The following is a 22,846-nucleotide window of genomic DNA, read 5'->3' as shown; positions in this document are numbered from 1 at the left end:
TTTTTATTAAATCAATATTTGTAGCAATGGACACTTATACGTCCATACAAATAATATCAATTAAATCTCCCCTTTTAACTTTGTGGTAAGTCTGAACAGATGTTTCCTTTCCTTAGACTTTCCCAGACGTATTTTTAATTTTAAAATCTTTAAGAAATAATAAATTACTTAAGCTAATCGTCAATCATATTTATCTTGGAAAAAGTTGACAAGCCAATCTTTGACTTTATGAGTGGCGCGGCAGTCATCTTCGTTGTAGCGTTGGATGATTTCTAGTAAGGTGCGATCGCCTGTTTCTAACCATTGATCGTACCAGTAAATACACTTGGCACCACTAGCTTCTTGATCGCGCCACTTAAATCCGATCCAACGAGCGATCGCTTTCAAGGCATAGCTTTCTACGGGCAATGCTACACTTTGGGTTAATTGCTCATACACATCCACAAATCGATTCAGTACAGGACGCACTAAAGAGTGTGGAGTGCCGTAAAGTTTTGCCAACCGTTTGACTGTATCAAACTCGTAGACACAAAAATGATAAATTGGCGCTTCGGGATATTGCCAAACCAAATCCAAAAATTGCTGCCAAACTAATTCTTCATCTTCTGGTTTGTCTGCTAAAAAAGAATAAAATTGTTCTGTATTTGCTTGTCTATTAACAACCAAAACCCCTAAGAGATAATCTAAATCTAAGTCTGGCTGGGCTTCAATATCAAAATAAAGCTCTATGGGCGCTGTGAATGTAATATCTTCTGTTGGTAGCGGGTAGGGTAAAATTAGAGGTCGTTTTTCTAGTGCAGATTGAGCTTGCACTACCAATTTGGGCGCTACTTGGCTGTCAAAACCAAGTAAATTTTCTAAGTTGCTGGGACTGGTGTTAGCAAGAGATTCCAGTGTGGTAATGTCTAAGGCTTGGAGTTGAGTGTAGCGAAGGGGTGTTACACCTGGTAGCAGTGAGAGATGTTTTTCAGATTGAGCGATCGCATAACATTCACTATACCAATGGCAAAAATTGCACTTTTGGCGAGAAATAAATACCTCTGGCGGATTCGGTAACTCTAAAACTTGAATAAACTCCTCCAGAATCAGCTGCATCCGTGGTGTCCATTTGCACAGATCCACTGCATAATTAGTATTTTTGGTGCGCAAGATCAGCAAAGCTGTTTCAGGTGCAACTCCCTGCACTGTTGTCAACACTTGGGCATGAAATGCAGCGACAACCTGATATTCTTGCTTCGGGCGCTTACCCAGTTCAATACTAGCCGGAACATAGATCCAATCTCCAAAATGGGATTGTCCCGGTTGTTTCACGAGTAAATCTGGACGACTTAGCAGCGTGTCTGCTTCAGAATAATTTGCTAACAGTACTCCTTTGTAGATGTATTCAACCCCACGCTGCATCAATTCTAAAGTTGCCTTCTCTCCCTTTTCCCAGTTTCCATAAGGATAATCTGGTTGATGATAAGTCATCTGTGCTATAGCACTCAACTGATGAGCGATTTTGTCCTGTTGCAATTTCTGTAGCAACTCATTAGGAGCATCGCGCTGACTTTTGTCACCGTGGATATCTAGAAAAGGCCGGCGTTTACAGCGTTGGTATTGCAGTAGGAGTTCAGCATTAATTAGCATCCTTTTAAGTTAACAAGAATTAGCAGAATCTGGGAGTAACTCTGACAATTATCGCTCTTTCATCACCGAAACAGTGCTGATGCTGAGTGCCCAGTTATGAGTGCCCAGTTATGAAGTAATAATCGCACTCAGCACAGAAGGGTTCCAAGAAAGAGCTTTTAAGCATGGAAGAAGAAATAAATATTTATTTCGAGCAGAGAGTGTAACAAGAAATAATGCGTCCTTACTTCAATCCCCCTGTTTCGCTCATCAAAGGTTACTCTAAGCCGAGGCACTCCTGAATCTCATGAGAGAATAATATAGTAAAGTATCGCAAACTCTTTACAGGACTATGTTTTGGGGAAGGGAACCTGCATCGACAATAAAATTTGTAGACGATTACTGTGAATGGTACAGAAAGCTATTTCCAGAAGTTAGAAGTTTTGAGGCGTTTAAATATCTACACATTGGGATGATTTCTGATATTAAACGTAAAACACTACCAGCAATATCACGTGTAGTAGGATTAAGCAAGGTGCTGTTCCAGACACCATGTTGGATTTTTCAGAAGTTGTTGATTTAGTAGCTTGGTTAGAGCAGCAGAAAGAAGAAAAATAAGATAGGTATTAAACTATGGCTTTAATGGTTCCCGAATCTATATCATCATCTGCTAGTCAAGGCGAACAAATTTTATATAGAATACTTTGTGAAAAATTGCCAGATGACTTTTTAGTTTGGTATAAGCAAGTCGTTGAAAGTAATTATATTGATTTCCTGATTATTGCACCTAATTTTGGACTATTGATAATTCAAGTTATTACTTGGTATCCATCGCAAATTAACGGTACTGACATTAACAAAATTAAATTATTAAATTCTATAGAAAAAAATAAAAAAATAGAATTAAAAAATTCTCCGTCATATCTAGATATGCCGGGAAGACGAACTCGTAAGCGTTCTATAGAGATAAACGAAGAACAGGATACTTTCTCAGTATGGACAAATCCATATCAAGATTTGATAGGTCAATTATTAGTGAAATTACAAAAATATCAGATACTAACTCAGCTTAATGGAGATAATCAACAGAAATTAGCATTCCCTTGTAACTATGGCCTATTTTTTTCTAATATTACCACAGAGCAAGCACAGGAAAAAAATATTGATAAATTATTATCTCTATCACAAATTATATATCGTAATGAATTATTTTATAGTCAGAATATTAGTAGTGATGAATTACTAAACTGTGCTTCCATTAATTTAATCGCTACATCACGAGCAATTTCTAAAGTTTCAGCAACAGTCCGTCCTTGAGCTACTAAACTTTGAAGCTCATCGGATGTTGCTAAATAAACGCCTTCAGGTAATTTTTCAATGTGGATGTTTAGCAATTTTTCCATTGTTGTTTGCAGGTGTTACTTTTTCAGGTATGTTAATTACTATGATATCCTTTTTATAAACTCAGGGGAAGACCCTCCTTTTTACTTATAAAATTACTTTAGATTTTAGAAATACTTGCTGCAAGTAGTTTTCCGCTTTGATCTTGAGCTTGCAATTTTTGAATAATATGCTCAATAATACTATTCAAATCTTTGCGGCGGCGCATAGAGCGTTTCGGGTCAAGTTGACCGTGTTTCAATAATTCTCTAACCTGTTCTCCTAGCTCAGTTAAGTAAAGCCTCAGTTGTTCTTCACCCTGTTCGCGTAAAATTTGCCGACATTCAGTTAGGATAATATCGCCATTTTCGAGAGTTTTACTAGCGTCTGACTGTTTTGGTGTTGGGTCGGATGAATCTTTACTTTTTTGAGCGTTTAAAGTGTTAGCTAGACATTTTTCTACAGCCTTGGCAAGTTTAGGATCAGATTCTACAACTTCTGCGATCGCTCTTAATAAATCTGCAATTTGTGATGCTTCCATTATTTACCTACTCTCTGAATAAACTCTTTAGTTAATTTCACCATCGAATCATGAGAATCATCATATTTTTGTTTATAAGTCAAATAATTATTTAATTCTAACCCTTCGGCAATTTTTGCTCTTTCTAAAATTTTGGTTTCAAAAACTTGTGGATAGAACGGGTTAACAATAATAGAGTTTAAATTCTCACTTTGGGCTATAGTTCGGTTATAACGAGAAATTAATGTTCCAACTATTTTTAAGTTATGTACATAATCTCTATTAAACTTTTCAATATATTCAAGTAATAAATCTAATCCATGAATTGACATTCGGTTTGGTACACAGGGTATTATACAGGCATTACTAGCTAGAAATGCACTTTTAACTACTGTGTTAATATTGGGGGCACAGTCTATTAAAATATAATCATAATTATTTAATAAAGGTTTAAGTATTGTACGAATAAGAGCGACAGGTTTAAAATTAAGATAATAATAACCTGATGGTAATTCTTCCTGGATTTCAAATAGCCTTGGGCTGCTAGGTATCAGATGTAAGTGAGTAAAAGAATTTCTGTTTCTGACGTTTGAAACATTGTGTTTAACTATAAAATTTTCGCTTTTAACATTTTCTAAAAAATATTCAGGATCTTTAAATAAATAAGGCAATGTCAATTTTTTACTTTCAAATTCTTTTTCCCAAACCTCTTCTGACATTAAAGCACTAGTCAAATTACTTTGAGGATCAAGGTCAATAGCAAGTACACGCTTTTTGTACATGGTATCGCCGGCTAAATATTCCGCTAATGCCATGACTATGGTAGTTTTACCAACTCCACCCTTGAGGTTGCAAATGCTTATCACTTTAGCTGTCATAATTTTTGGTAGATTGACGCATTTCATCGGCTACAGCTTTATGTTTCCCTGAAAATATGCCCAACTAACAGGTTCATTTTTACTTTTACATCAAAACCCATGAGCCAAATTAATCCTGAAACAACCCCCTTATATAACTTAAACCCACTCAACCGATTTTCTGACAGAGTGGAGGATTATGTAAAATATCGACCTAGCTATCCCGCAGATGCAATTGATATTATCTTGGAAGGATTAGGTGAAAATTCACAACTCGTAGCAGCAGATATTGGTGCAGGTACAGGAATTGCTTCAAGATTGTTAGCTGAACGGGGAATTAATGTCATCGCCATAGAACCAAATGCAGCAATGCGAGAAGCTGCTAAACCACATCCTTTGATAGAGTTTCGTGATGGAACAGCAGAATTTACCCAACTACCTGATAATTCAGTTGATTTAGTTACTTGTTTTCAAGCTTTCCACTGGTTCAATCCTGAACCAACTTTATTGGAATTTCACCGCATTTTAAAACCATCAGCACGCTTGGCTGTGGTGTGGAATAATCGCGATCAAGAAGATGCCTTAACTAGAGAATATAGCCGAATAGTCCGCGAAGCATCTAATAATCACCCAGCAGAATCTCGAATGCAGTCGGTAGAGCCATTGTTAGTAACTCCCCATTTTATTAACATCCACGAATATACTTTTACTTATAGGCAACAGTTAGATTTAACTGGACTTATTGGACGAGCAATGAGTGTTTCTTACCTTCCACGTGAAGACTTGGCATACGAACAGCTTATTGATAATTTTCAAGAATTATATCAGCGCTTTTGTGATGAAGATGGTTTTGTTTATATAGTCTATCGCACTAGCGTACACCTTGGTGAAAAACAATGATAAATTGCAAGTAAAGTAGCAGAGAATGCATTAAATAAATATAAGGTCTCTGAACTTTAATCTTGAATTTATAAATGATCTGTAATCCGCAAATATCAGAAGGTTGGCATGGCAAACTTAATTTAGTCTATGCCGATCGCCAGAGTAAAACCCAATTAATTTACAATCATCAACAAGCACCCCTGAAGGTACAACGCCCATTTTACCCAGAAGGGAAAAAAGTTTGTCATAGCGTCATTTTACATACAGCTGGGGGAATGGTGGGAGGCGATCGCTTATCCTCTAACATCCACCTGCAACCCCAAGCCCAAGCCTTAATCACTACAGCTGCTGCAAGCAAGATATACCGCAGTAATGGCTTACCAGCTAGACAAACCATCCAGATGCAAGTTGATGCTGGTGCTTGTTTAGAATGGTTGCCCCAAGAGACAATTTTATTTAACGGTGCGATTTATCGGCAAGATTTACGGGTAGAATTAGCAACCGGGGCTAGTTGGTTAGGCTGGGAAATTACCCGATTTGGTCGCAGTGCTAGAGGTGAAAAATTTTACCTTGGAGAATGGCGATCGCACACGGAAATTTGGCAACAAGATGTTCCTTTGTGGATTGATCGGCAATGGTTACGGGGTAGTGAAGATGTTTTTCACAGTTCTCACGGTTTGGCTGGAAAACCAATAGCAGGTAGTCTAGTTTGGGTTGGTGGTGCAGTTTCAGGAGAAATTGTCGAAAAAACGCGAAATTTATGGAATGGGGAAGGAGAAGCGGGTGTTAGCCGGTTACAACATGGATTATTGTGTCGATATCGCGGTGCTTCTACATCTGAAGTGAGAAACTGGTTTATTGATGTTTGGCAGCTGCTGCGAGTTTCTTTTTTGAATCGTGGTAATTGTATACCAAGAGTTTGGCAGGTTTAAACGAACCGCCAAGAGGCCAAGAACGCCAAGAGGGATAGAAGAATGCAACTTACGCCGCAGGAAAAAGATAAGCTATTAATTTTTACTGCTGCTTTATTAGCAGAAAGACGTAAAGCAAGGGGTTTAAAACTGAATTATCCTGAAGCGATCGCTTATATTTCTGCTGCCATTTTAGAAGGTGCGAGAGATGGGCAAACTGTAGCTGAATTAATGAGTTATGGTACAACTCTATTGACGCGAGATGATGTCATGGAAGGGATACCTGAAATGGTGCATGAAGTGCAAGTTGAAGCAACTTTTCCTGATGGTACAAAGTTAGTTACAGTACATAATCCAATTCATTAAATTTACTTTATAGTGTGTTACTTTAAAGACAAAAGTCTTTTATAGACATTGATTAATAAAGTATATAATTTAACACATTATTAGAAGTATACTGCTTGACTATCATCAAGTATAAAGGCAATGATTACAGGAAACACTGGCTTTACAGCAACTATTATAACCACTGCCATAACTACTGCCTTTGCCGTTGTCGCCGGAATAGTTAATCACATTATGTCTGGCAACAGAGACAGAGAAAATCAGCAGACAACTGCATCGTTAAAATATACTGAGCAGCAGCTAGAAGAATTATACGGGCCACTTGCTTTTCTGATTTGGGAAGGTAGACGTACCTATACAGATTTAGTAGAAAAGTTAACAGAAATGCGGGGCAAAAAACATACTTCAGGATCTCTGAAAGTAGTAGAAAAAGATGATCGTATAATTTTCCCATTGCGAGACGAAGAAGAAATTAAACTGTGGGTTTTTTGGATAGAAAAAGATGCTTTTCCTCGCCACGAAAAAATCAAAAAGCTTTTGATGTCAAAAACACACTTAATTAAAGGTGAAATAATGCCAAACAGTTATCTAGATTTTTTGGATTACCATAATTCCTGGAAAATGGAACATCTACGGTGGCAAGAACAGCAAATTAAATATCCGTGGAAATCAAAATTTAACTTTCCATTCAAATTTGAAACTGACATTATTGAAACTTTTACAGACCTCAAGGGTCAACAAGCAAACTTTTTAAAAGTTAACAAAAATTCGGCAAAAATAGCTAAAAAGCTTAACTCATCGAACCGCTAAGACTCCTTCTCTATGAGAGAGTCCGCCAACGCGTTGGCGAAGCCTCTCGTAGAGAAGCGTCTGTCTGCGACACGCTGCGCGAAGGAAAAGAACAACGTCAGGAATTCGCAGAGTGTGTGTAAGTCCTAATTTAAATTATTTGGGTTGATTGAACATGATCCCAGGAGAAATCATTACACCAGAAGGTGAAATTGAACTAAATATTGGTCGTCCAACTATAAAATTGCAAGTGTCAAATACAGGCGATCGCCCCATACAAATCGGTTCCCACTATCACTTTTATGAAGTTAACACCGCCTTAAACTTTGACAGAGAACAAGCCAGAGGAATGCGCCTCGATATCCCCGCCGGAACCGCAGTTCGCTTTGAACCAGGCGACGAAAAAGAAATAACTCTAGTCCCCCTCGTTGGTACTCGCCAAGTCTACGGCTTCAACGCCAAAATTAACGGAAACCTCTAAAAACCCTCCGCGAACCTCTGCGCTTCCCTTAGCATCCCTTTGTGTTTAAAAAAGCTTATTGAATAGGTTTAATTTCAAACTCCAATTTGGAACGGTAAAAACAAACATCGAATTCCAAGAAAAAATTAGTTTGTCCAAGAATTAAAGGAGCGTTAAGACTGCTTACCCATGCAAATACTAACTGCACAGGTAGAAAATTGCTAATTTCAGCCCTTGCGAAAAATGCTATAGCAGGTTGATTGCTGAGATTTCCTACCAATTGAATAATAGCTTTACGCTCATCCCAAATCCCACCCAACTGAAGCCCTAGTTGATAAGGCATAACATTGACAGTAGCACCGCTATCAACTAAACCATTTACTTCTATGCTGTGATTTTCTCGACTAAAACTAGGGGAATTCTGGGTAAGCTATCAAATTCGTTTTAAGTGGAACTTGTAGTGGAATAATTGAATCGCATACAGCTTAATGACTGGAATTCTGTGAGTTGAGTGCTTCCATCATGACTGCAGCAGCTACAAAGCTATTATAAGGAGTAGGTAAATCGTAGGTTTTGAAGGGTTCTAATGGAGAAATATCCTCGACTGTATCTAAATCTTCGGCAAGGATACGAATTAGCTTGAGCTTTTCTGATGGAGAAAGCTTTCGAGCTATGGAAATTACATCTGCTAAAGTCATTCTGTCTACGCCTCCAAGAACGCTCAGTTATAGCATAAACCCAAATTCTCGAAAGCGCCTTAATATTTATTTCCCTAAATTTACTGCCATCGTCAAAATATCAAGTTATACAAAAATTATCACCTTATCTCCATAAGGTTGCTGAAAAATAAATATTAAAATCAACACCATCATCAGGAGTAGCATTATGCCTTACAGAATGGATCGCCGCGCCTACGCCGAAACTTATGGGCCAACAGTAGGCGATCGCATCCGACTTGCAGACACAGAATTATTTATTGAAGTTGAACAAGATTTCACCGCCTACGGCGATGAAGTAAAATTCGGCGGCGGTAAAGTCATCAGAGATGGGATGGGACAATCCCCAATTTCTAACGCAGATGGTGCTGTAGATTTAGTAATTACTAATGCCTTAATTCTCGATTGGTGGGGTATTGTCAAAGCAGATATCGGCATTAAAGATGGCAAGATTTTTAAAATTGGTAAAGCCGGAAATCCTTATATTCAAGATAATGTAGATATTATTATTGGCCCCGGAACTGAAGCCTTAGCTGGTGAAGGAATGATTCTCACTGCTGGTGGTATTGATGCCCATATTCATTTTATTTGTCCCCAACAAATTGAAGTGGCGATCGCTTCCGGTATTACCACTATGATCGGCGGTGGTACTGGCCCGGCTACCGGTACAAATGCCACTACCTGTACCCCCGGTCCTTGGAATATTTACCGAATGTTGCAAGCTGCTGATGCTTTTCCCGTCAACTTAGGATTTTTGGGCAAAGGTAACGCCAGTCAACCCCAAGGACTTGTAGAACAAGTAGCCGCCGGTGCAATGGGGTTAAAGCTGCATGAAGACTGGGGAACCACACCCGCAGCAATTGATACTTGCCTCAGCGTTGCCGATGAATATGATGTGCAAGTAGCGATTCATACTGATACCCTGAACGAAGCCGGATTTGTCGAAGATACGATCGCCGCTTTTAAGAACCGTGTCATCCACACCTACCACACCGAAGGCGCAGGCGGAGGACACGCACCAGATATCATCAAAGTTTGCAGCCAAGCCAACGTTCTCCCTTCTTCCACCAACCCCACACGTCCTTACACCCTCAACACCTTAGATGAACACCTGGATATGTTGATGGTATGCCATCACCTCGACCCAGCGATCGCTGAAGATGTCGCTTTTGCCGAGTCCCGCATCCGCCGGGAAACCATTGCCGCCGAAGACATTTTGCACGACTTAGGCGCATTTAGTATGATTTCTTCCGATTCCCAGGCGATGGGAAGGGTAGGCGAAGTGATAATTCGCACCTGGCAGACATCTCACAAAATGAAGATGCAACGGGGAACTCTTAATCCACAAGAAACTGAGCAACCAGCAGATAATTTTCGGGCAAAAAGGTATGTTGCTAAGTATACGATTAATCCGGCGATCGCTCACGGAATTGCTGAATATGTGGGTTCAGTGGAAGAGGGAAAATTAGCAGATTTATGTTTGTGGCGTCCGGCATTTTTTGGCGTGAAACCAGAGATAGTGATTAAAGGCGGAATGATTGCATGGTCACAAATGGGCGATGCTAACGCCAGTATTCCCACACCACAACCAGTGTATATGCGACCGATGTTTGGTAGTTTTGCAGGGGCGCGTCATGCCACATCATTAACTTTTGTTTCCCAAGCAGCTTTAGAGAAAGAAATTCCCAGCCAGCTAGGTTTACAGAAGGCAGCAGTTGCAGTTTCTGGAACACGCCAATTGAGTAAGCGGGATATGAAGCTGAATGATGCACTACCCCACATTGAAGTTGATCCAGAAACATACCAAGTCAGGGCTGATGGTGAGTTGCTGATTTGTGAACCTGCGACAGTTTTACCAATGGCACAGAGGTACTTTTTGTTTTAATTCATGACCGAGCAACTTACTGATTACGATAGTCCTTGGAAAGAAGTTATTGAGCTATATTTTCCCCGCTTTCTGGAATTCTTTTTCACTCAAGCTTATGCCGAAATCGACTGGACGCGACCTTATGAATTTCTGGACACAGAACTGCAACAGCTAGAACCGGATGCAGAAATTGGGCGGCGTTTAGTCGATAAAGTTGCAAAAGTTTGGCTACTGGATGGAGAGGAAGCTTGGGTATTGGTTCATGTGGAAGTCCAGGGGCAATATGACAGCCAATTTGCTGAAAGGATGTATACATATAATTACCGCTTGTTTGACCGCCATAAAAAGCGAGTCATTAGTTTAGCAGTTTTAGCAGATGAACAAGCGAATTGGCGACCTTCCAGTTATAGCTATCAACTGGGCGGATGTCGCGTTAGCTTAGAGTTTCCTGTGGCGAAACTGTTGGACTATGAGCAAAGGTGGGAAACCCTAGAGCAAACAACCAACCCCTTTGGTGTAATTGTGATGGCGCATCTCAAGACCAAGGCAACGCAACGAAACCCAGAAAATCGGCTACAGTGGAAACTAAGCCTAGTTAGACGGCTGTATGAACGGGGATATAGCCGGGAAGATATTCGGGAATTATTTCGGTTCATCGACTGGATAATGGTTTTGCCAAAAGAGTTGGCGCTTAGTTTTAAAATAGTAGTAAGAAGTTACGAGGAGGCAGATAGAATGCGGTACGTAACTAGTATTGAAAGGCTAGCAAAAGAAGAAGGAATTGTCGAAACTGCTAGAGAAAGCATAATTACAGTTCTAGAAACAAGGTTTGGAGAAGTGCCAAGCTCTATTGTGGAAGTTATCAATAGGATAGAAGAACCATCTGTACTAAAAACGCTTCATAAAAATGCGATCGCAATTCCTTCCACAGGAGAATTCCAGCAAGTTTTAGATAGTCTCACCTCTGGGAGATGAGCGTACATCCATAGTGGCTTGTCGCCAGACATCGCCTGCTTTGTGTGAGAATGCGATCGCTTGTTTGATGGTGAGAGTGCGATCGCAATTCCTTCCACAGCATAATTTCAGCAACTCTTGAATGATATAAGCTTTGGAAAATGAGTGATTGCTTGTTTTCTGATCACAGTATGATAGATTTTTTATAATCAAGAGTTAGTAAACCTATTCTGTTAATTATCAAAGGTCTTTGGGTGCATACACAAGCCGAGCTCTAATTCCTTGCTTTTTCAAAGAGTTACGCATACTTTCAGCTTCATTGCTGTTAGGATAAGCTCGGATATAAACATAATTCCAACCTTTTCTAGTTTTAGCAAACTGAGCATCTTCCAACCCAGGTACGTCACGTATTCTATTTAAAATTTTTTCATCACCATCAGTCACTATTAATACATAAGGATTTTCTTTAAAGTTTTCTCTTAACTTGTTTAAATCACTACCCAAAATTTCAGGTTGACGGCAAATACTGGTAGACCAAAGTAGAACATTATCGACCCTATATTCTTTGCCATCACGGCATTTGACAACAACTTTTGTGCCTGAAATTAGCCGCAGCATATCACCAATAAACAGATTATCGCCTAGATTTGCCTCTTTTGATTTTGAACTATTCTTCACAACCCATACTTTGCCTCCCTCAATATTTGTAATCCGGGCGATGGGTGTTTGCTGTGCTATGGCTCTCATTGTTCTGACGGTTATATTACTTATAATTACTATACTTATCGTTTTCAATATTAAGCTTAAGAATAAAGAAATATAACCTTGATGATTCATAGTTTTTTATTAGCCAAGCGTTTAATCGCTTTCTCAGACCATTTTTTATTTTCAGGAAAGTCTTCTTGATAGCTGAAACATTGCTGCCATTGCATCAAAGCTTTATCCTCACTACCTTGCTGTTCTAGAACTTCTGCCAATAAACAGTAAGCGCTACCATGCCATTTTTGTGTAGACCGCTTCTTATCTAACTCAATAGACCTCTGCAAGTAATCTTTAGCTAAGTCGTAGCGATTTTGCATAAACCAAGCCCAACCAAGGTTTTTGAGCATATCAGATTTCACATCATCCTCTATTTTGTGAGCTAGGCGTGGCTCAAGCAGTTTAACAGCATCGGATGAATTTTTACCTGGAATTTTTCCTATGATATATAGGCGAGCAAGTTTACTGAATGCTGCATCGAAATCACCTTTTCTTGCGGTTTCATAATCATGCCTAGCCTTCTCAAAATCATTAAGTTTATCATGCACAATTCCGCGATTGTAATAAGCTTCAGGGGAAATGGGGTTGAATTGAATTGCTGAATTAAAATATTGCAAAGCTTGTTTCCACTTCCCTGCCTCATAGTTAAGTAAACCTAGCTGATTATAAGCATTATAAAATGAAGGTATAAAAACTAAAAAGCTGAGTAAACTGCCAAGCGGTAACATTATAATTAATCCGGCAATAGTTATGTTTAAAATTTGTTTAGCTTTCTGTTGAGCTTGAGTCAGTACGTAATTAGCCTCAGCCAATATCCGAGTTTCTTCTTCTTTAACAGTTAAAGCAATTTGAATATTTTGTTTATCAAGTTCTTGACTAGCAGCTAAAAATTGATAATCTTGATCGCTCAAGCTTTTCCCTGATGCCCAGATTTGTGCATCTTGCAATGCTTTGCCGCGTAACAGATGTGATTCATCCAGACAATTAGAATCTAACCAGGCTATAATCGATTCTCCATAGGGACGTAGCTGTGCTAAAGCTTTATTAACCCAATTTTGATCAAAAACGGCTGCATAAATTTGATTATAAAGTCTTAACTTTCCTTGCTGCTTAATTACTAAACCAGATAGTCGCAATTCCATTTGTTCCGAAGTTTCATAAGCTGCAACTTCTCCTATGAGCAAAATTTGTTGATAAATTCCTAACAATCTACCTGTATGTTGCTCATCCCGGAAAATTCGATCGCGTATCGTCCTCAAATGCTCTGGTTCATCCTGAGATTCCCAATTTTCAATGATGCGTGATCGCACCAATTCTTCAACTCCAGCCGCTTCTATATCAGCAGGGATGAGTTGACAAAGCTTCTGGGTAAGAAATGGTTGTCCACCAGTCCAAGTTAAGACCTCCCTCACCACATCCTGAGGATTACTAACTTTGCCCACTAATCCCTTAGCCAAAGGTTCAGCTTCCTGTAACTGAAAACCATTTAGTTCAATCGCCCGACCAATATTAAACGAAGTCCGGTTTTTGTCCCGAATCAAATCTGAGGGTGTTGCTACCCCAAATAGAGCAAAACTAAGACGTTTGTATTCTGGCTGATCAGCACGTTGGTTATAGCAGGCTCGTATAAACGCAAAAAAATCGTCTTGAAAATCTAAGCCTAGAAGACTATCAATTTCATCTAAAAAAATAACAATTTTTTGATGAATCTCTACTAGTAGCACCTCATCAATAAACTCTCTGAATCGTTGCATAGGAGAAAGAAGGTCTCGCTCACGCCACCAAGTCCTTACATTAACTTTACCGGAGAGGTTGAAACTACTCGCTAGCCTTTGGACTAAGCCTGCATACCACTGGTTTAATTCGGTGTCTCTTACCGAAAGATCAATCGCAGCACAGGCAATACCTTCTGCTTTCAAGCGTTGCATAATTTGCACTCGCAAGCTAGACTTGCCCATCTGCCGTGAATTTAGAACATAACAAAATTCCCCAGCCTTTAATGCCTCATATAAATCTGTATCTGCTTGTCGCACTACATAACTAGGAGCATCAGCAGGCAAACTGCCACCAACTTGATATTCATAAGCTGGGTTTTGTTCTATATTCATCAGCTAACTCTCAAGCGATCGCAAAAATATTGACGATACAAATCACAACGTGGCGTTACATCATTTCCTTGCTGTTGTAATAAACCCATGCTGAGTAATTTAAAGCATTGTATCGAATCCAACCGAACTGGGCTAGTATTGGCAACTACCTTTTTGATAGCAGCAGCTAATTCTGGACGCTGTTCTAAATTCCACAAATGCCGACGTAAATGATCACTATAAGGGCCAGCTTCTGTGGGGGCTGTTTGCAAAAGCAGATTGAGCGTAATATCCTGTCTGGCAATATGATAAAGTGCCACTCGTACAAGATAGGGATGTCCTCCCACCATTGCCATTAGTTGTTCAACTTGGGTCAAACTCCAATTAAGTCCATGTCTTTGTGCCAAATTAAGAACCTGTTGAACGTTAAATTCTGATAACTCAATCGGCAAGCCTACATTAAATGGCGATTGATTGATATTCATTGGAATATAAACTTCTGTAGAATGCACTACTACCAACCGCAGTTTTTTCCAAATATCCCGGTTTTTAGCATCTTCATGCCAAGCGCGTAACAGTCCAAAAAAGTCATTAGCAATTTCGGGATATTGAAATATACGATCAACTTCATCCAATCCCAATGCTAGAGGTTGGTTGATTTCTGGCAAAAGATATTCCTCGAAATAAGCGGTGCAATTGTCCTTACTGCCAAAAATATCGTCCCAGTAATCTGCTAACTTGTTGGGTAGCCTCAACCTCCGTCCGATACTGGCACAAAACCACTGAAGGAACTTATCCAAATCTGCAAAAACCTTTCCATCTGCCAATTGAAAGCTCAAAGGCACGATTAAATAATCTTGTTGTGACGCTTGAGAAAGAATCCGCGCCATGAGTGAGGTTTTACCCATCTGCCGGGGCGCTTTGATCCGAATCAGAGATCCTGGCTTCAAAATTGCCTCGTAGCAGCGAGATTCGATGGGAGGACGCTCAATATAAAACGCCGAAGCCAAATCCACCTGTCCTTCAGGCAATTCTGGTTCTGCCACTGGTAGAGGCGGTGAAAGAGTCAGAGGGTGAAAGGGTGATGAAGGGAAAGAATAACTACTTTCTTCTCTCCCCATCTCCCCATCTGCCAATGTTTCTGCATTTCCGTCTGTCAGTAAACTAAAAATTTCCTGTAAAATTCTGGGAGTATCGGCAGGTGAATTCCACTCTCGTTGCTGAATCTGTTGTAAATAACCCCGCAAATCATAATTCAGTGGCGTACTCCAAGGAAGGTTAACGCGAATCGGCAAAATCACTGGCTTATGCTGATCGCTGCCATCCCGTAACTCTTTAGCCCGTCTCACCTCTTCTGTTACCATCTCGCTAGTTGCCGATCGCTCAGACAAAAGCAACAAAAAGTAATCACACAGTTTTAATTCTTCATCGATGCGCTGGGGCCATTTTTCCCCCAGACGAATACTCTCCCCCGCCATGAATGCTTCGTGTCCAGCAGCTTTAATAGCTTCATAAAAATCCTTGGCAAGGCTCAAGTCTGGATCTTGGCTGCGGTAGCTAATGAAAAATCTAGCGCTTTTGCTGGCTGCTGGCAAAGTTGGCATAGTCAGATAAATATCCAGAAATTTTGACAAATTTGACTATAATTATTGCAATTTACGGAACCGAAGCTAGTTTATGCTTTTCTCTAAACAATTTATTAGTAGCTGATACCCTACCTACTGATACATTTGGTAACTAAAATGGTACTGCGATGCTCTGTATTCAGTTCTAGAAGTTTACGAGCCATAATTCGATTAGCTTGTAGCTATCTGCTAAAAAGGTAAGTAAAGTAGTTTTTAAAACACATTTATATAAATTTCTTGGTAAACAATTTTTCTTTAGAGGAGTTTACTTAAGAGAACTATCTAAAAAACTATACCAGTAAACCAGTTTCCCAAAAAATTTACTTTATGACTTCACAATCTTCTCGCTCTGGAAAAATTCTGGTTGTTGATGACTCTCCTGATAATGTGTTTTTGATCAAAACTATTTTGGAAGAAGAAGGTTACACGGTTAGCACGGCAGAAAATGGAATTTCGGCTTTGGCAGAATTGAAAGCTTCTCTTTGTGACTTGGTTCTGCTCGATCTGATGATGCCAGGTATGGATGGGTACGAAGTCACTAAGCACATTCGAGGTGAGATGAAATTGCCGCAATACATCCCCATATTGCTGATCACTGCCCACGATGCGCCCAACGTCGCCCACGGACTAGACTTGGGTGCTGATGATTTTATCCGCAAACCTGTAACAGTAGATGAATTACTGGCACGAGTGCGATCGCTCTTACGTTTGAAGCATAGTATGGATGAACGTGATGAAATTGCCCGCCAGCGAGAAGATTTTGTCTCCCGTCTCACCCACGACTTACGCACTCCCTTGGTAGCCGCCGATCGCATGTTAATGCTATTTCAGCAAGGTGCATTGGGAACATTATCAACGCAAATGCAGGAAGTCATCGCCATCATGGCGCGTAGCAATATCAACCTGCTTTCTATGGTGAATACTTTATTAGAAGTTTATCGCTTTGAAGCAGGTCGCAAAAGTTTGGCATTTCAACCAGTTAATCTGGGCCAATTGCTAGATGAAGTGACTGGAGAATTGTCACCCTTAGCTCAAGATAAAACACTGTCCCTAAATTTGGACGTTACTGAAGAGTCAAGCACAAACACAGTGATGGGCGATCGCTTGGAATTACATCGTCTATTCACCAACCTCATCGGAAATGCGATCAAATTTACCGACTCCGGGTCTGTTACTATTCGTTTTACTTCCCAACGTCAGTTCAACAAAAGTAATCAATCTCAGTTCTCTGAAACATCCAATTCCGTTGATTACATTAGAATTGAAATAGCGGATACCGGCTCGGGTATTCCCCCTGAAGAACAAGCAACCATATTTGAACGATTTCGCCAAGGCAGTCACAAGAGTTCTGGTAGTGGCTTAGGACTGTATCTTGCTCGGCGAATTGTCGAAGCACATCAAGGCAGTATTCTGCTTAATTCTGAGTTGGGCAAAGGTAGTGTATTTATTGTGCTTATACCCACCAAAATATGATAAAATTACTAATTATAAATTATGAATTGTAGAGTTTTTTATTCTGATAATTCATGATTTATAACCTTACTACTATCTCCCGATAATTTAAATAAAAATTAAAATTAGAAAGTTAAACGCTAAAAATTGACAAGTCAAATATGTTGAGATAATAGCATTAAATAGTTTTTGAAAGGATAAAACAATGATTACCACTGAATTATCTAACATTGGCAATATTATCCAGAATCAGCGAGAGTTTTTTCAAACGGGCAAAACTAAAGATGTAACTTTTCGCATTGAACAATTGAAAACTCTTAAGCAAGCAATCATTGAGCATGAACAGTCAATAGTCGAAGCATTACAAGCGGATTTACATAAACCTGAAGTAGAAACTTACCTTACAGAAATCAGCGTAGTTAAGGATATTGATTACGCCATCAAACATCTTCAAAACTGGACTAAACCCCAAAAAGCAGCCGTTTCCTGGGATTTTTTTTCCTACTCAGCCAGAATTTATCCAGAACCTTTAGGGGTTGTCTTAATTATTGGGCCTTGGAACTATCCATTTCAGTTAATTATCTCACCGTTAATAGGTGCGATCGCAGCCGGAAATTGTGCAATTATCAAACCTTCAGAAATTGCTTCTCATACCTCCGATGTCATCGCTAAAATTATTGCCAAATGTTTTGACCCTGCTTATCTTGCAGTGGTTGAAGGAGGCGTGGAAGCAAGTCAAAAACTACTAGCAGAAAAGTTTGACCATATCTTTTTTACTGGTGGCACAGCTGTGGGCAAAATTATTATGGCAGCAGCAGCAAAATATCTCACACCAGTGACTTTAGAATTGGGTGGGAAAAGTCCTTGCATTGTAGATACTGACATTAATCTGGAACACACTGTCAGACGAATTACTTGGGGTAAATTTATTAATGCTGGACAAACTTGTATCGCCCCTGACTATCTTTTAGTTAACAAAACAATCAAAAAAGATTTAATAGAAGGTCTGGAAAAATCTTTAAAAGAATTTTATGGTGAAAATCCTGTAAACAGTCCTGATTATGCCCGGATTATCAGTCAAAAACACTTTGATAGATTGGTGAGTTTTCTCAAAGATGGAAAAGTTGTTATCGGTGGAGAAAATCAAGCTTCAGAGCGTTATATTGCCCCTACACTGATTGATAATCTCTCACTAGAAGATTCTGTAATGCAAGAAGAAATTTTTGGGCCCATTTTACCGATCATTGAATATACTGACATTGCAGAAGCGATCGCCTTGATTAACTCTAGACCCAAACCCTTGGCGTTATACTTATTTTCTCAAGATAAAAACCTGCAAAAACGAGTTTTGCAAGAAACTTCCTCTGGTGGAGTCTGTATTAACGACACAGTTATGCAGGTTGGTGTCTCGTCTTTACCATTTGGTGGAGTGGGAGATAGCGGTATCGGCAACTATCACGGTAAAGCTAGCTTTGACACCTTTTCCCATAAGAAAAGTGTATTGCAAAACTCCTTCTGGCTCGATTTAAAATGGCGATACGCTCCATATCAGGGCAAATTGCCGCTAATCAAGAAACTTTTGGGTTAAAAAAAGTTAGGAGTTATGAGTTAAGAGTTATGAGTTATGAGCTATGAATTTTTAACTCTAAATTCCTAACTTCTAACTTTTAACTATTAAATTTAACTCCAAATTCCTAACTCCTAACTTCCAACTCCTAACTTTTAACTATTAAATTTAACTCCAAATTCCTAACTCCTAACTATTAACTATTAAATCCCAAAAGCGTTGCTGTAACGCTCCTCAGCCCAAGGTTCACCACGGCGATGGTAGCCATTGCGCTCCCAAAAACCAAGTTCTTCAGCAGCTAAAAATTCCAACCCATTAATCCACTTAGCACTTTTCCAAGCGTAGAGGTGGGGCACAACTAGCCGCATCGGGCCACCATGTTCAGATGGAAGGTCTTCACCAAAGACTTTAAAAGCAAAGAAGTTTTCTTCGCGCAGAAAATCTTCTACAGAAATATTGGTGGTGTAGCCGCCATAACAGTGTTCCATAATGTGGGCTACTTTCGGGTCTAATTCAATCAGATTCATAAAATCTGTAACTTTAATGCCAGTCCATTTGACATCGAGTTTAGACCAGCGCGTTACACAGTGGAAGTCAGCTGTGAATTCATGTTGAGGTAGCGCCATAAAATCTGACCAACTAAAGGTAGCAGATTTTGCTAAACCCCAAACTCGAAACTCCCATTTCTCAGTGGTGACTTGGGGAGTTTCACCGTAAGTTAATACGGGGAAACCTTTAGCTAAGTGTTGACCAGGAGGAACGCGATCGCTTTCTTCTTTGCCTGGTTTCTGAAAAAATTTTCCTAGCATAGTTGGAGAAAAATAAGTTTTCTCAAGGTATTTACAAGCTTTTTTGCTGAGTTGCCAACAGCACCAGATGTTTTACTATTTATATGATTATTTGATCGTTACTCAAGAATGATAGGTAATGGGTAATGGATATTCCCAATTACTCACTACCAATTTTTTTCGATCTAATCAGCTTGTGAGTTTCAGCCGGGGTTTAAATCCCCCGCCGTTACCACAAACCAGGGAACTCTCGCAAAGCGCTGCTCTCCATCCGAAAATGTCTAAAATGTTTGAATTTTGAATTGTTAAGATTCTTCTTCCTCTTCTTCAGCAGCTGGATAAACAAATGTAGAACGTCCAGTCAAAATTGACTTGCCCAGAGATAGGGCTTTCTGAGCTTCAACGACGGCTTTATGCCTCCAGGTAGCTCGACGTTTATCTCGTTTTGATTTGGAAGTTTTCTTCTTAGGAACAGCCATGTCAGCAGATATCGCGATTCTTGACAACCTTCTTATTCTAGGCCATGCACTGACGCCAAGGACAACAATAAATAAGTTGGGTTAAGACTAACGCAAGGACGCAAGAACAGCAAGAATGACTTTCTTTAAATCCCCCAAGGTTCCGAGCCAAGAAAGCTTTGGCTCGGACTTCTAGTTCAACCCCTCATTTTGGCGTTGACACAGCGCTAGCTGCTGGAACTTGATTAGAGTTATTTTCAAAGAAAAGTAAAGATCGTGCAGTTTTGAAGTATGTCGCCCAAATTTGAGCATCGGGACGCGATCGCCATTGAGGACGACTGACATCTAATGTCAGAACTGGTGCGATCGCTCCATAATTTTGTACGGACACAATGATGGAAACATCTGTCACCAAGATATCTTGATCGAAGCTCCTTTGAGCAGCTGCCCTAGCGACCGCTTCCGCCCTCCTGAGAACGGTTTCATAGTTTTCTTCCGGCAGGCGGTCAATAGCTAGATCGACTCTAGCGGTGTAAGCTCGCACAACCTGCGGTGCGATCGCTTCCATCAAAAACCACGCAGGAACAGTAGATATAAGCAAAACTACTAAAGGAATTATCCGGATTCTTCTGGCAATTTGGCTAATAACTGAAAAGGGGGCGAGCGATGATGGTAGGTGAGCAGAAATTTTGCTCATGACCTTCTATCTCCTTAGTAATGATCTGTTATTGAAATTAGGTAAAAGTATTTTCCTACTAATTAACGTAATAAAAATTACATTCTAACTTAAGATTCAATCAGAATCACCTAGACTATAAGACATAGGTTAGCTTTGTTTTTTTTGGCAAAGCCAACGGCAATTTTAAGACCAGCAAACAACAATAACTGACAAAGAGCGGGATGGCAAATTACTGGGCGATCGCGATTGGTATCAATCAATATCAGTTATTTCAACCTTTAAGTTGTGCCCAAGCAGATGCTGAGGCACTAGAAGATTTTTTGGTGACAGAGGCAGGTTTTCTCCCCAAGCACTGTCAAGTCATGACAGATACTTCGCCGCCAATTGGGGATAGGTCAACTTACCCGACGAAGGAGAATATTTTGCTGCTGCTTGAAGATTTGGCAGCAACAAGTTGGCAACCGGAAGACTATCTGTGGTTATTCTTTAGTGGCTATGGAGTCAACTACAAGGGCAAAGATTATTTAATGCCAGCAGAGGGCAACCCCGAACTCGTGCAAGAGACTGGCATAGAATTGCGATCGCTAATGCAAAGTCTGCAACTTGCTGACTTAAATGTATTGCTACTACTCGATATTAACCGCGCTTTTGGCACTCAAGCGGATGCTCCCGTTGGTGAAGAAACAATAGAATTAGCCCAAGAACTACAACTGGCGACAATTCTTTCTTGCCAACCAGAGCAATTTTCCCATGAAAGTAGCGAATTAGGTCACGGATTCTTTACAGCAGCTTTGTTAGAAGCTTTACGTTCTGGTAATGGCAGCAACTTGGCAGATTTAGAAAGCTACCTAAGTCTAATCGTGCCAAAGTTATGTCATCACCACTGGCGTCCTATCCAAAACCCTGCCACTATCATCCCATCAAGGCAGCAAGTAATCTTGCCAAAATTAGCAATGGAAAGTAACTCTCAAGCCGAAGCGGTGATTTATCCTGAAGAATCTTTTGCTGTTGCCCTTGCAGCTCCTCCCCTCGACGATTCCTCTAGAACTTCAGTAGATCGGGGCAGACGGGGAGAAGCTAGTGTGAACTCCTCCCAACTGGTGAAGGGTAAAAAAGTCCAGGAGTCAGGAGGCGGCTTAGTTTCCCAGCCAATGGCAGAAACTTCCTTGGGAGTAAATACTAGAGGAAGATTTATCCCCAATTCCTCAAAAGGTTACGTCTCTCGATTGCCAGCGAATCAGCCAAGTATCCCTTTTTGGAAACAGTTTATCTTGTGGGGCGGAGGCAGCTTGCTGGTAGCAGGTTTAATCGCCGTAGTTTTTCTGCGTAATCAAGAAACTTTTAGAATTAAGCAAATATCAAGTAGATCACCCAATGCTTCTGTTAGCGATCGCCAGGTTGTCGAGAATTTACCAAGCGATGTCTCCGACGGGCTACGCCTACGCACTCCACCAGTTAGACTTAACAACCAATCTAGCACTCAAATAACCTCTAGTTCTCAGTCAAAAAAGCGAAATCAAGCAGTATTAGACCTGGCGAAAATGTCGCTCAGACAAACTCAGGCTAGCGATTTGAGCATGGCGATCGCTACAGCCCGGAAAATTCAACCCGGTGAACCACTGTACGAACAAGCTCAAGAAAATATTAATATTTGGAGCCAGATGATTTTAGATTTAGCAGAGGGTCGTGCTAAACAAAGACAGTATGCTGGCGCTATTGCTGCTGCTCGATTAATCACCAAAGATGAAGCCCCCTACGCCAAAGCCCAAGCAGCAATTAACCTGTGGCGGTTAGAGGGTAAGCAGTATGTGAGTAACAAAACTCTTTTAGATGCAGCTAATGCCTTAATTAAGTCTGAACAGGCATCTACCTACAATCGGGCGATCGAAGTTGCCAAGAAAGTACCAGCTGGTCAACCAGGCTTTGATACAGCCCAAAAATCGATCGATAAATGGAGTGAGAAAATATTAGACCTGGCCAAGCGTCGCGCCGCCGAAGGAGAACGTAATGCCGCAATTGCAACCGCAGCTTTAGTGCCAGAGGAGACAGGCGCTTACGAAGATGCTCAGGATGCCATCCAAAAATGGCAAAAGAAATAGTAAAAAAATAATAAAAAATAGTTAGGAGTTAGGAGTTAGGAGT

General features: G+C 40.2%; 23 protein-coding genes and 1 pseudogene. 12 read left to right on the top strand and 12 right to left on the bottom strand.

What is annotated here, in order from left to right:
- Positions 1–180: 180 nt before the first annotated feature.
- Positions 181–1,629: a TM0106 family RecB-like putative nuclease gene (locus RMY63_RS05580; protein ID WP_322727745.1), complete on the bottom strand. Its 1,449-nt coding sequence runs from the start codon at positions 1,627–1,629 to the stop codon at positions 181–183.
- Positions 1,630–1,960: 331 nt separating this feature from the next.
- On the opposite strand from RMY63_RS05580, the pseudogene RMY63_RS05575 reads away from it, so the two are divergent.
- A pseudogene (locus RMY63_RS05575) lies at positions 1,961–2,137 on the top strand (IS701 family transposase); the annotation flags it as partial.
- Between the two features lie 104 nt (positions 2,138–2,241).
- Positions 2,242–2,925 (top strand): hypothetical protein, encoded by a 684-nt coding sequence (locus RMY63_RS05570; protein WP_322727744.1) that lies wholly within the window; start codon positions 2,242–2,244, stop codon positions 2,923–2,925.
- A gap of 184 nt (positions 2,926–3,109) precedes the next feature.
- On the opposite strand, the gene RMY63_RS05565 is transcribed toward RMY63_RS05570, so the two are convergent.
- Together RMY63_RS05565 and RMY63_RS05560 are read right to left on the bottom strand one after the other, a co-directional pair.
- Positions 3,110–3,529, bottom strand: coding sequence for a hypothetical protein (locus RMY63_RS05565; protein WP_322727743.1), 420 nt, complete (start codon positions 3,527–3,529; stop codon positions 3,110–3,112).
- Entirely contained in the window at positions 3,529–4,386 is an 858-nt protein-coding gene (locus RMY63_RS05560; RefSeq protein WP_322727742.1) for a ParA family protein, read from the bottom strand. Before RMY63_RS05560 ends, RMY63_RS05565 begins: the two co-directional genes overlap by 1 nt.
- Before the next feature lie 99 nt (positions 4,387–4,485).
- On the opposite strand from RMY63_RS05560, the gene RMY63_RS05555 reads away from it, so the two are divergent.
- The 5 genes from RMY63_RS05555 to RMY63_RS05535 all read left to right on the top strand — a co-directional run bounded on the left by RMY63_RS05555 (position 4,486) and on the right by RMY63_RS05535 (position 7,773).
- Positions 4,486–5,265: a class I SAM-dependent methyltransferase gene (locus tag RMY63_RS05555; protein WP_322727741.1), complete on the top strand. Its 780-nt coding sequence runs from the start codon at positions 4,486–4,488 to the stop codon at positions 5,263–5,265.
- A 74-nt stretch (positions 5,266–5,339) separates the two neighbouring features.
- Complete coding sequence (locus tag RMY63_RS05550; RefSeq protein ID WP_322727740.1) at positions 5,340–6,179, top strand: urease accessory protein UreD; 840 nt, start codon at positions 5,340–5,342, stop codon at positions 6,177–6,179.
- Positions 6,180–6,221: 42 nt separating this feature from the next.
- A complete protein-coding gene (ureA, locus tag RMY63_RS05545) occupies positions 6,222–6,524 on the top strand; it encodes an urease subunit gamma (RefSeq protein ID WP_322727739.1) in 303 nt (100 codons plus the stop codon).
- 120 nt (positions 6,525–6,644) lie between these two features.
- Entirely contained in the window at positions 6,645–7,313 is a 669-nt protein-coding gene (locus RMY63_RS05540; protein WP_322727738.1) for a hypothetical protein, read from the top strand.
- Positions 7,314–7,467: 154 nt separating this feature from the next.
- Positions 7,468–7,773, top strand: a complete 306-nt coding sequence (locus RMY63_RS05535; protein WP_322727737.1) for an urease subunit beta — start codon at positions 7,468–7,470, stop codon at positions 7,771–7,773.
- A gap of 55 nt (positions 7,774–7,828) precedes the next feature.
- Here the strand turns inward: RMY63_RS05535 and RMY63_RS05530 are convergent, their stop codons facing one another.
- Both RMY63_RS05530 and RMY63_RS05525 read right to left on the bottom strand, forming a co-directional pair.
- On the bottom strand, positions 7,829–8,095 hold the full coding sequence (locus tag RMY63_RS05530) for a hypothetical protein (RefSeq protein WP_322727736.1): 267 nt from the start codon (positions 8,093–8,095) through the stop codon (positions 7,829–7,831).
- A 142-nt stretch (positions 8,096–8,237) separates the two neighbouring features.
- Complete coding sequence (locus tag RMY63_RS05525; protein WP_322727735.1) at positions 8,238–8,450, bottom strand: hypothetical protein; 213 nt, start codon at positions 8,448–8,450, stop codon at positions 8,238–8,240.
- Between the two features lie 187 nt (positions 8,451–8,637).
- Here RMY63_RS05525 and ureC point away from each other — a divergent pair, with 187 nt between their 5' ends.
- Together ureC and RMY63_RS05515 are read left to right on the top strand one after the other, a co-directional pair.
- A complete protein-coding gene (gene ureC, locus RMY63_RS05520) occupies positions 8,638–10,353 on the top strand; it encodes an urease subunit alpha (RefSeq protein WP_322727734.1) in 1,716 nt (571 codons plus the stop codon).
- Between the two features lie 3 nt (positions 10,354–10,356).
- The gene (locus RMY63_RS05515; RefSeq protein WP_322727733.1) at positions 10,357–11,310 is read left to right on the top strand and encodes a transposase; all 954 of its coding nucleotides are present in this window, start codon (positions 10,357–10,359) and stop codon (positions 11,308–11,310) included.
- Here the strand turns inward: RMY63_RS05515 and RMY63_RS05510 are convergent.
- From RMY63_RS05510 to RMY63_RS05495, 4 genes are all read right to left on the bottom strand, one after another.
- Entirely contained in the window at positions 11,284–11,424 is a 141-nt protein-coding gene (locus tag RMY63_RS05510) for a hypothetical protein (RefSeq protein WP_322727732.1), read from the bottom strand. The two genes, RMY63_RS05515 and RMY63_RS05510, sit on opposite strands and share 27 nt — an antisense overlap.
- Before the next feature lie 105 nt (positions 11,425–11,529).
- The gene (locus tag RMY63_RS05505) at positions 11,530–12,126 is read right to left on the bottom strand and encodes a hypothetical protein (RefSeq protein ID WP_322727731.1); all 597 of its coding nucleotides are present in this window, start codon (positions 12,124–12,126) and stop codon (positions 11,530–11,532) included.
- Positions 12,123–14,156 (bottom strand): AAA-like domain-containing protein, encoded by a 2,034-nt coding sequence (locus RMY63_RS05500; protein WP_322727730.1) that lies wholly within the window; start codon positions 14,154–14,156, stop codon positions 12,123–12,125. The genes RMY63_RS05505 and RMY63_RS05500 overlap by 4 nt, the downstream gene beginning before the upstream one ends.
- Positions 14,156–15,739 carry an AAA-like domain-containing protein gene (locus RMY63_RS05495; protein ID WP_322727729.1) on the bottom strand — a complete coding sequence of 528 codons (1,584 nt, stop codon included), beginning with the start codon at positions 15,737–15,739 and terminating at the stop codon, positions 14,156–14,158. Before RMY63_RS05495 ends, RMY63_RS05500 begins: the two co-directional genes overlap by 1 nt.
- 348 nt (positions 15,740–16,087) lie before the next feature.
- On the opposite strand from RMY63_RS05495, the gene RMY63_RS05490 reads away from it, so the two are divergent.
- The gene (locus RMY63_RS05490) at positions 16,088–17,233 is read left to right on the top strand and encodes a hybrid sensor histidine kinase/response regulator (protein ID WP_322727728.1); all 1,146 of its coding nucleotides are present in this window, start codon (positions 16,088–16,090) and stop codon (positions 17,231–17,233) included.
- A gap of 184 nt (positions 17,234–17,417) precedes the next feature.
- Positions 17,418–18,800, top strand: a complete 1,383-nt coding sequence (locus tag RMY63_RS05485) for an aldehyde dehydrogenase (protein ID WP_322727727.1) — start codon at positions 17,418–17,420, stop codon at positions 18,798–18,800.
- A gap of 182 nt (positions 18,801–18,982) precedes the next feature.
- Here RMY63_RS05485 and RMY63_RS05480 read toward each other — a convergent pair whose 3' ends face one another.
- From RMY63_RS05480 to RMY63_RS05470, 3 genes are all read right to left on the bottom strand, one after another.
- Positions 18,983–19,588, bottom strand: coding sequence for a sulfite oxidase-like oxidoreductase (locus RMY63_RS05480; protein ID WP_322727726.1), 606 nt, complete (start codon positions 19,586–19,588; stop codon positions 18,983–18,985).
- Positions 19,589–19,872: 284 nt separating this feature from the next.
- On the bottom strand, positions 19,873–20,046 hold the full coding sequence (gene rpmF, locus RMY63_RS05475; RefSeq protein WP_094328804.1) for a 50S ribosomal protein L32: 174 nt from the start codon (positions 20,044–20,046) through the stop codon (positions 19,873–19,875).
- Positions 20,047–20,230: 184 nt separating this feature from the next.
- A complete protein-coding gene (locus tag RMY63_RS05470) occupies positions 20,231–20,722 on the bottom strand; it encodes a hypothetical protein (RefSeq protein WP_322727725.1) in 492 nt (163 codons plus the stop codon).
- A gap of 203 nt (positions 20,723–20,925) precedes the next feature.
- On the opposite strand from RMY63_RS05470, the gene RMY63_RS05465 reads away from it, so the two are divergent.
- On the top strand, positions 20,926–22,803 hold the full coding sequence (locus tag RMY63_RS05465) for a caspase family protein (RefSeq protein WP_322727724.1): 1,878 nt from the start codon (positions 20,926–20,928) through the stop codon (positions 22,801–22,803).
- Positions 22,804–22,846 lie beyond the last annotated feature (43 nt).

Origin of the sequence: Nostoc sp. ChiQUE01b (assembly GCF_034531255.1) — a bacterium.
Lineage (GTDB): Bacteria > Cyanobacteriota > Cyanobacteriia > Cyanobacteriales > Nostocaceae > Nostoc.
Note: the sequence above shows the minus strand (reverse complement) of the source record. Positions and strands in the feature narration are given on the sequence as shown.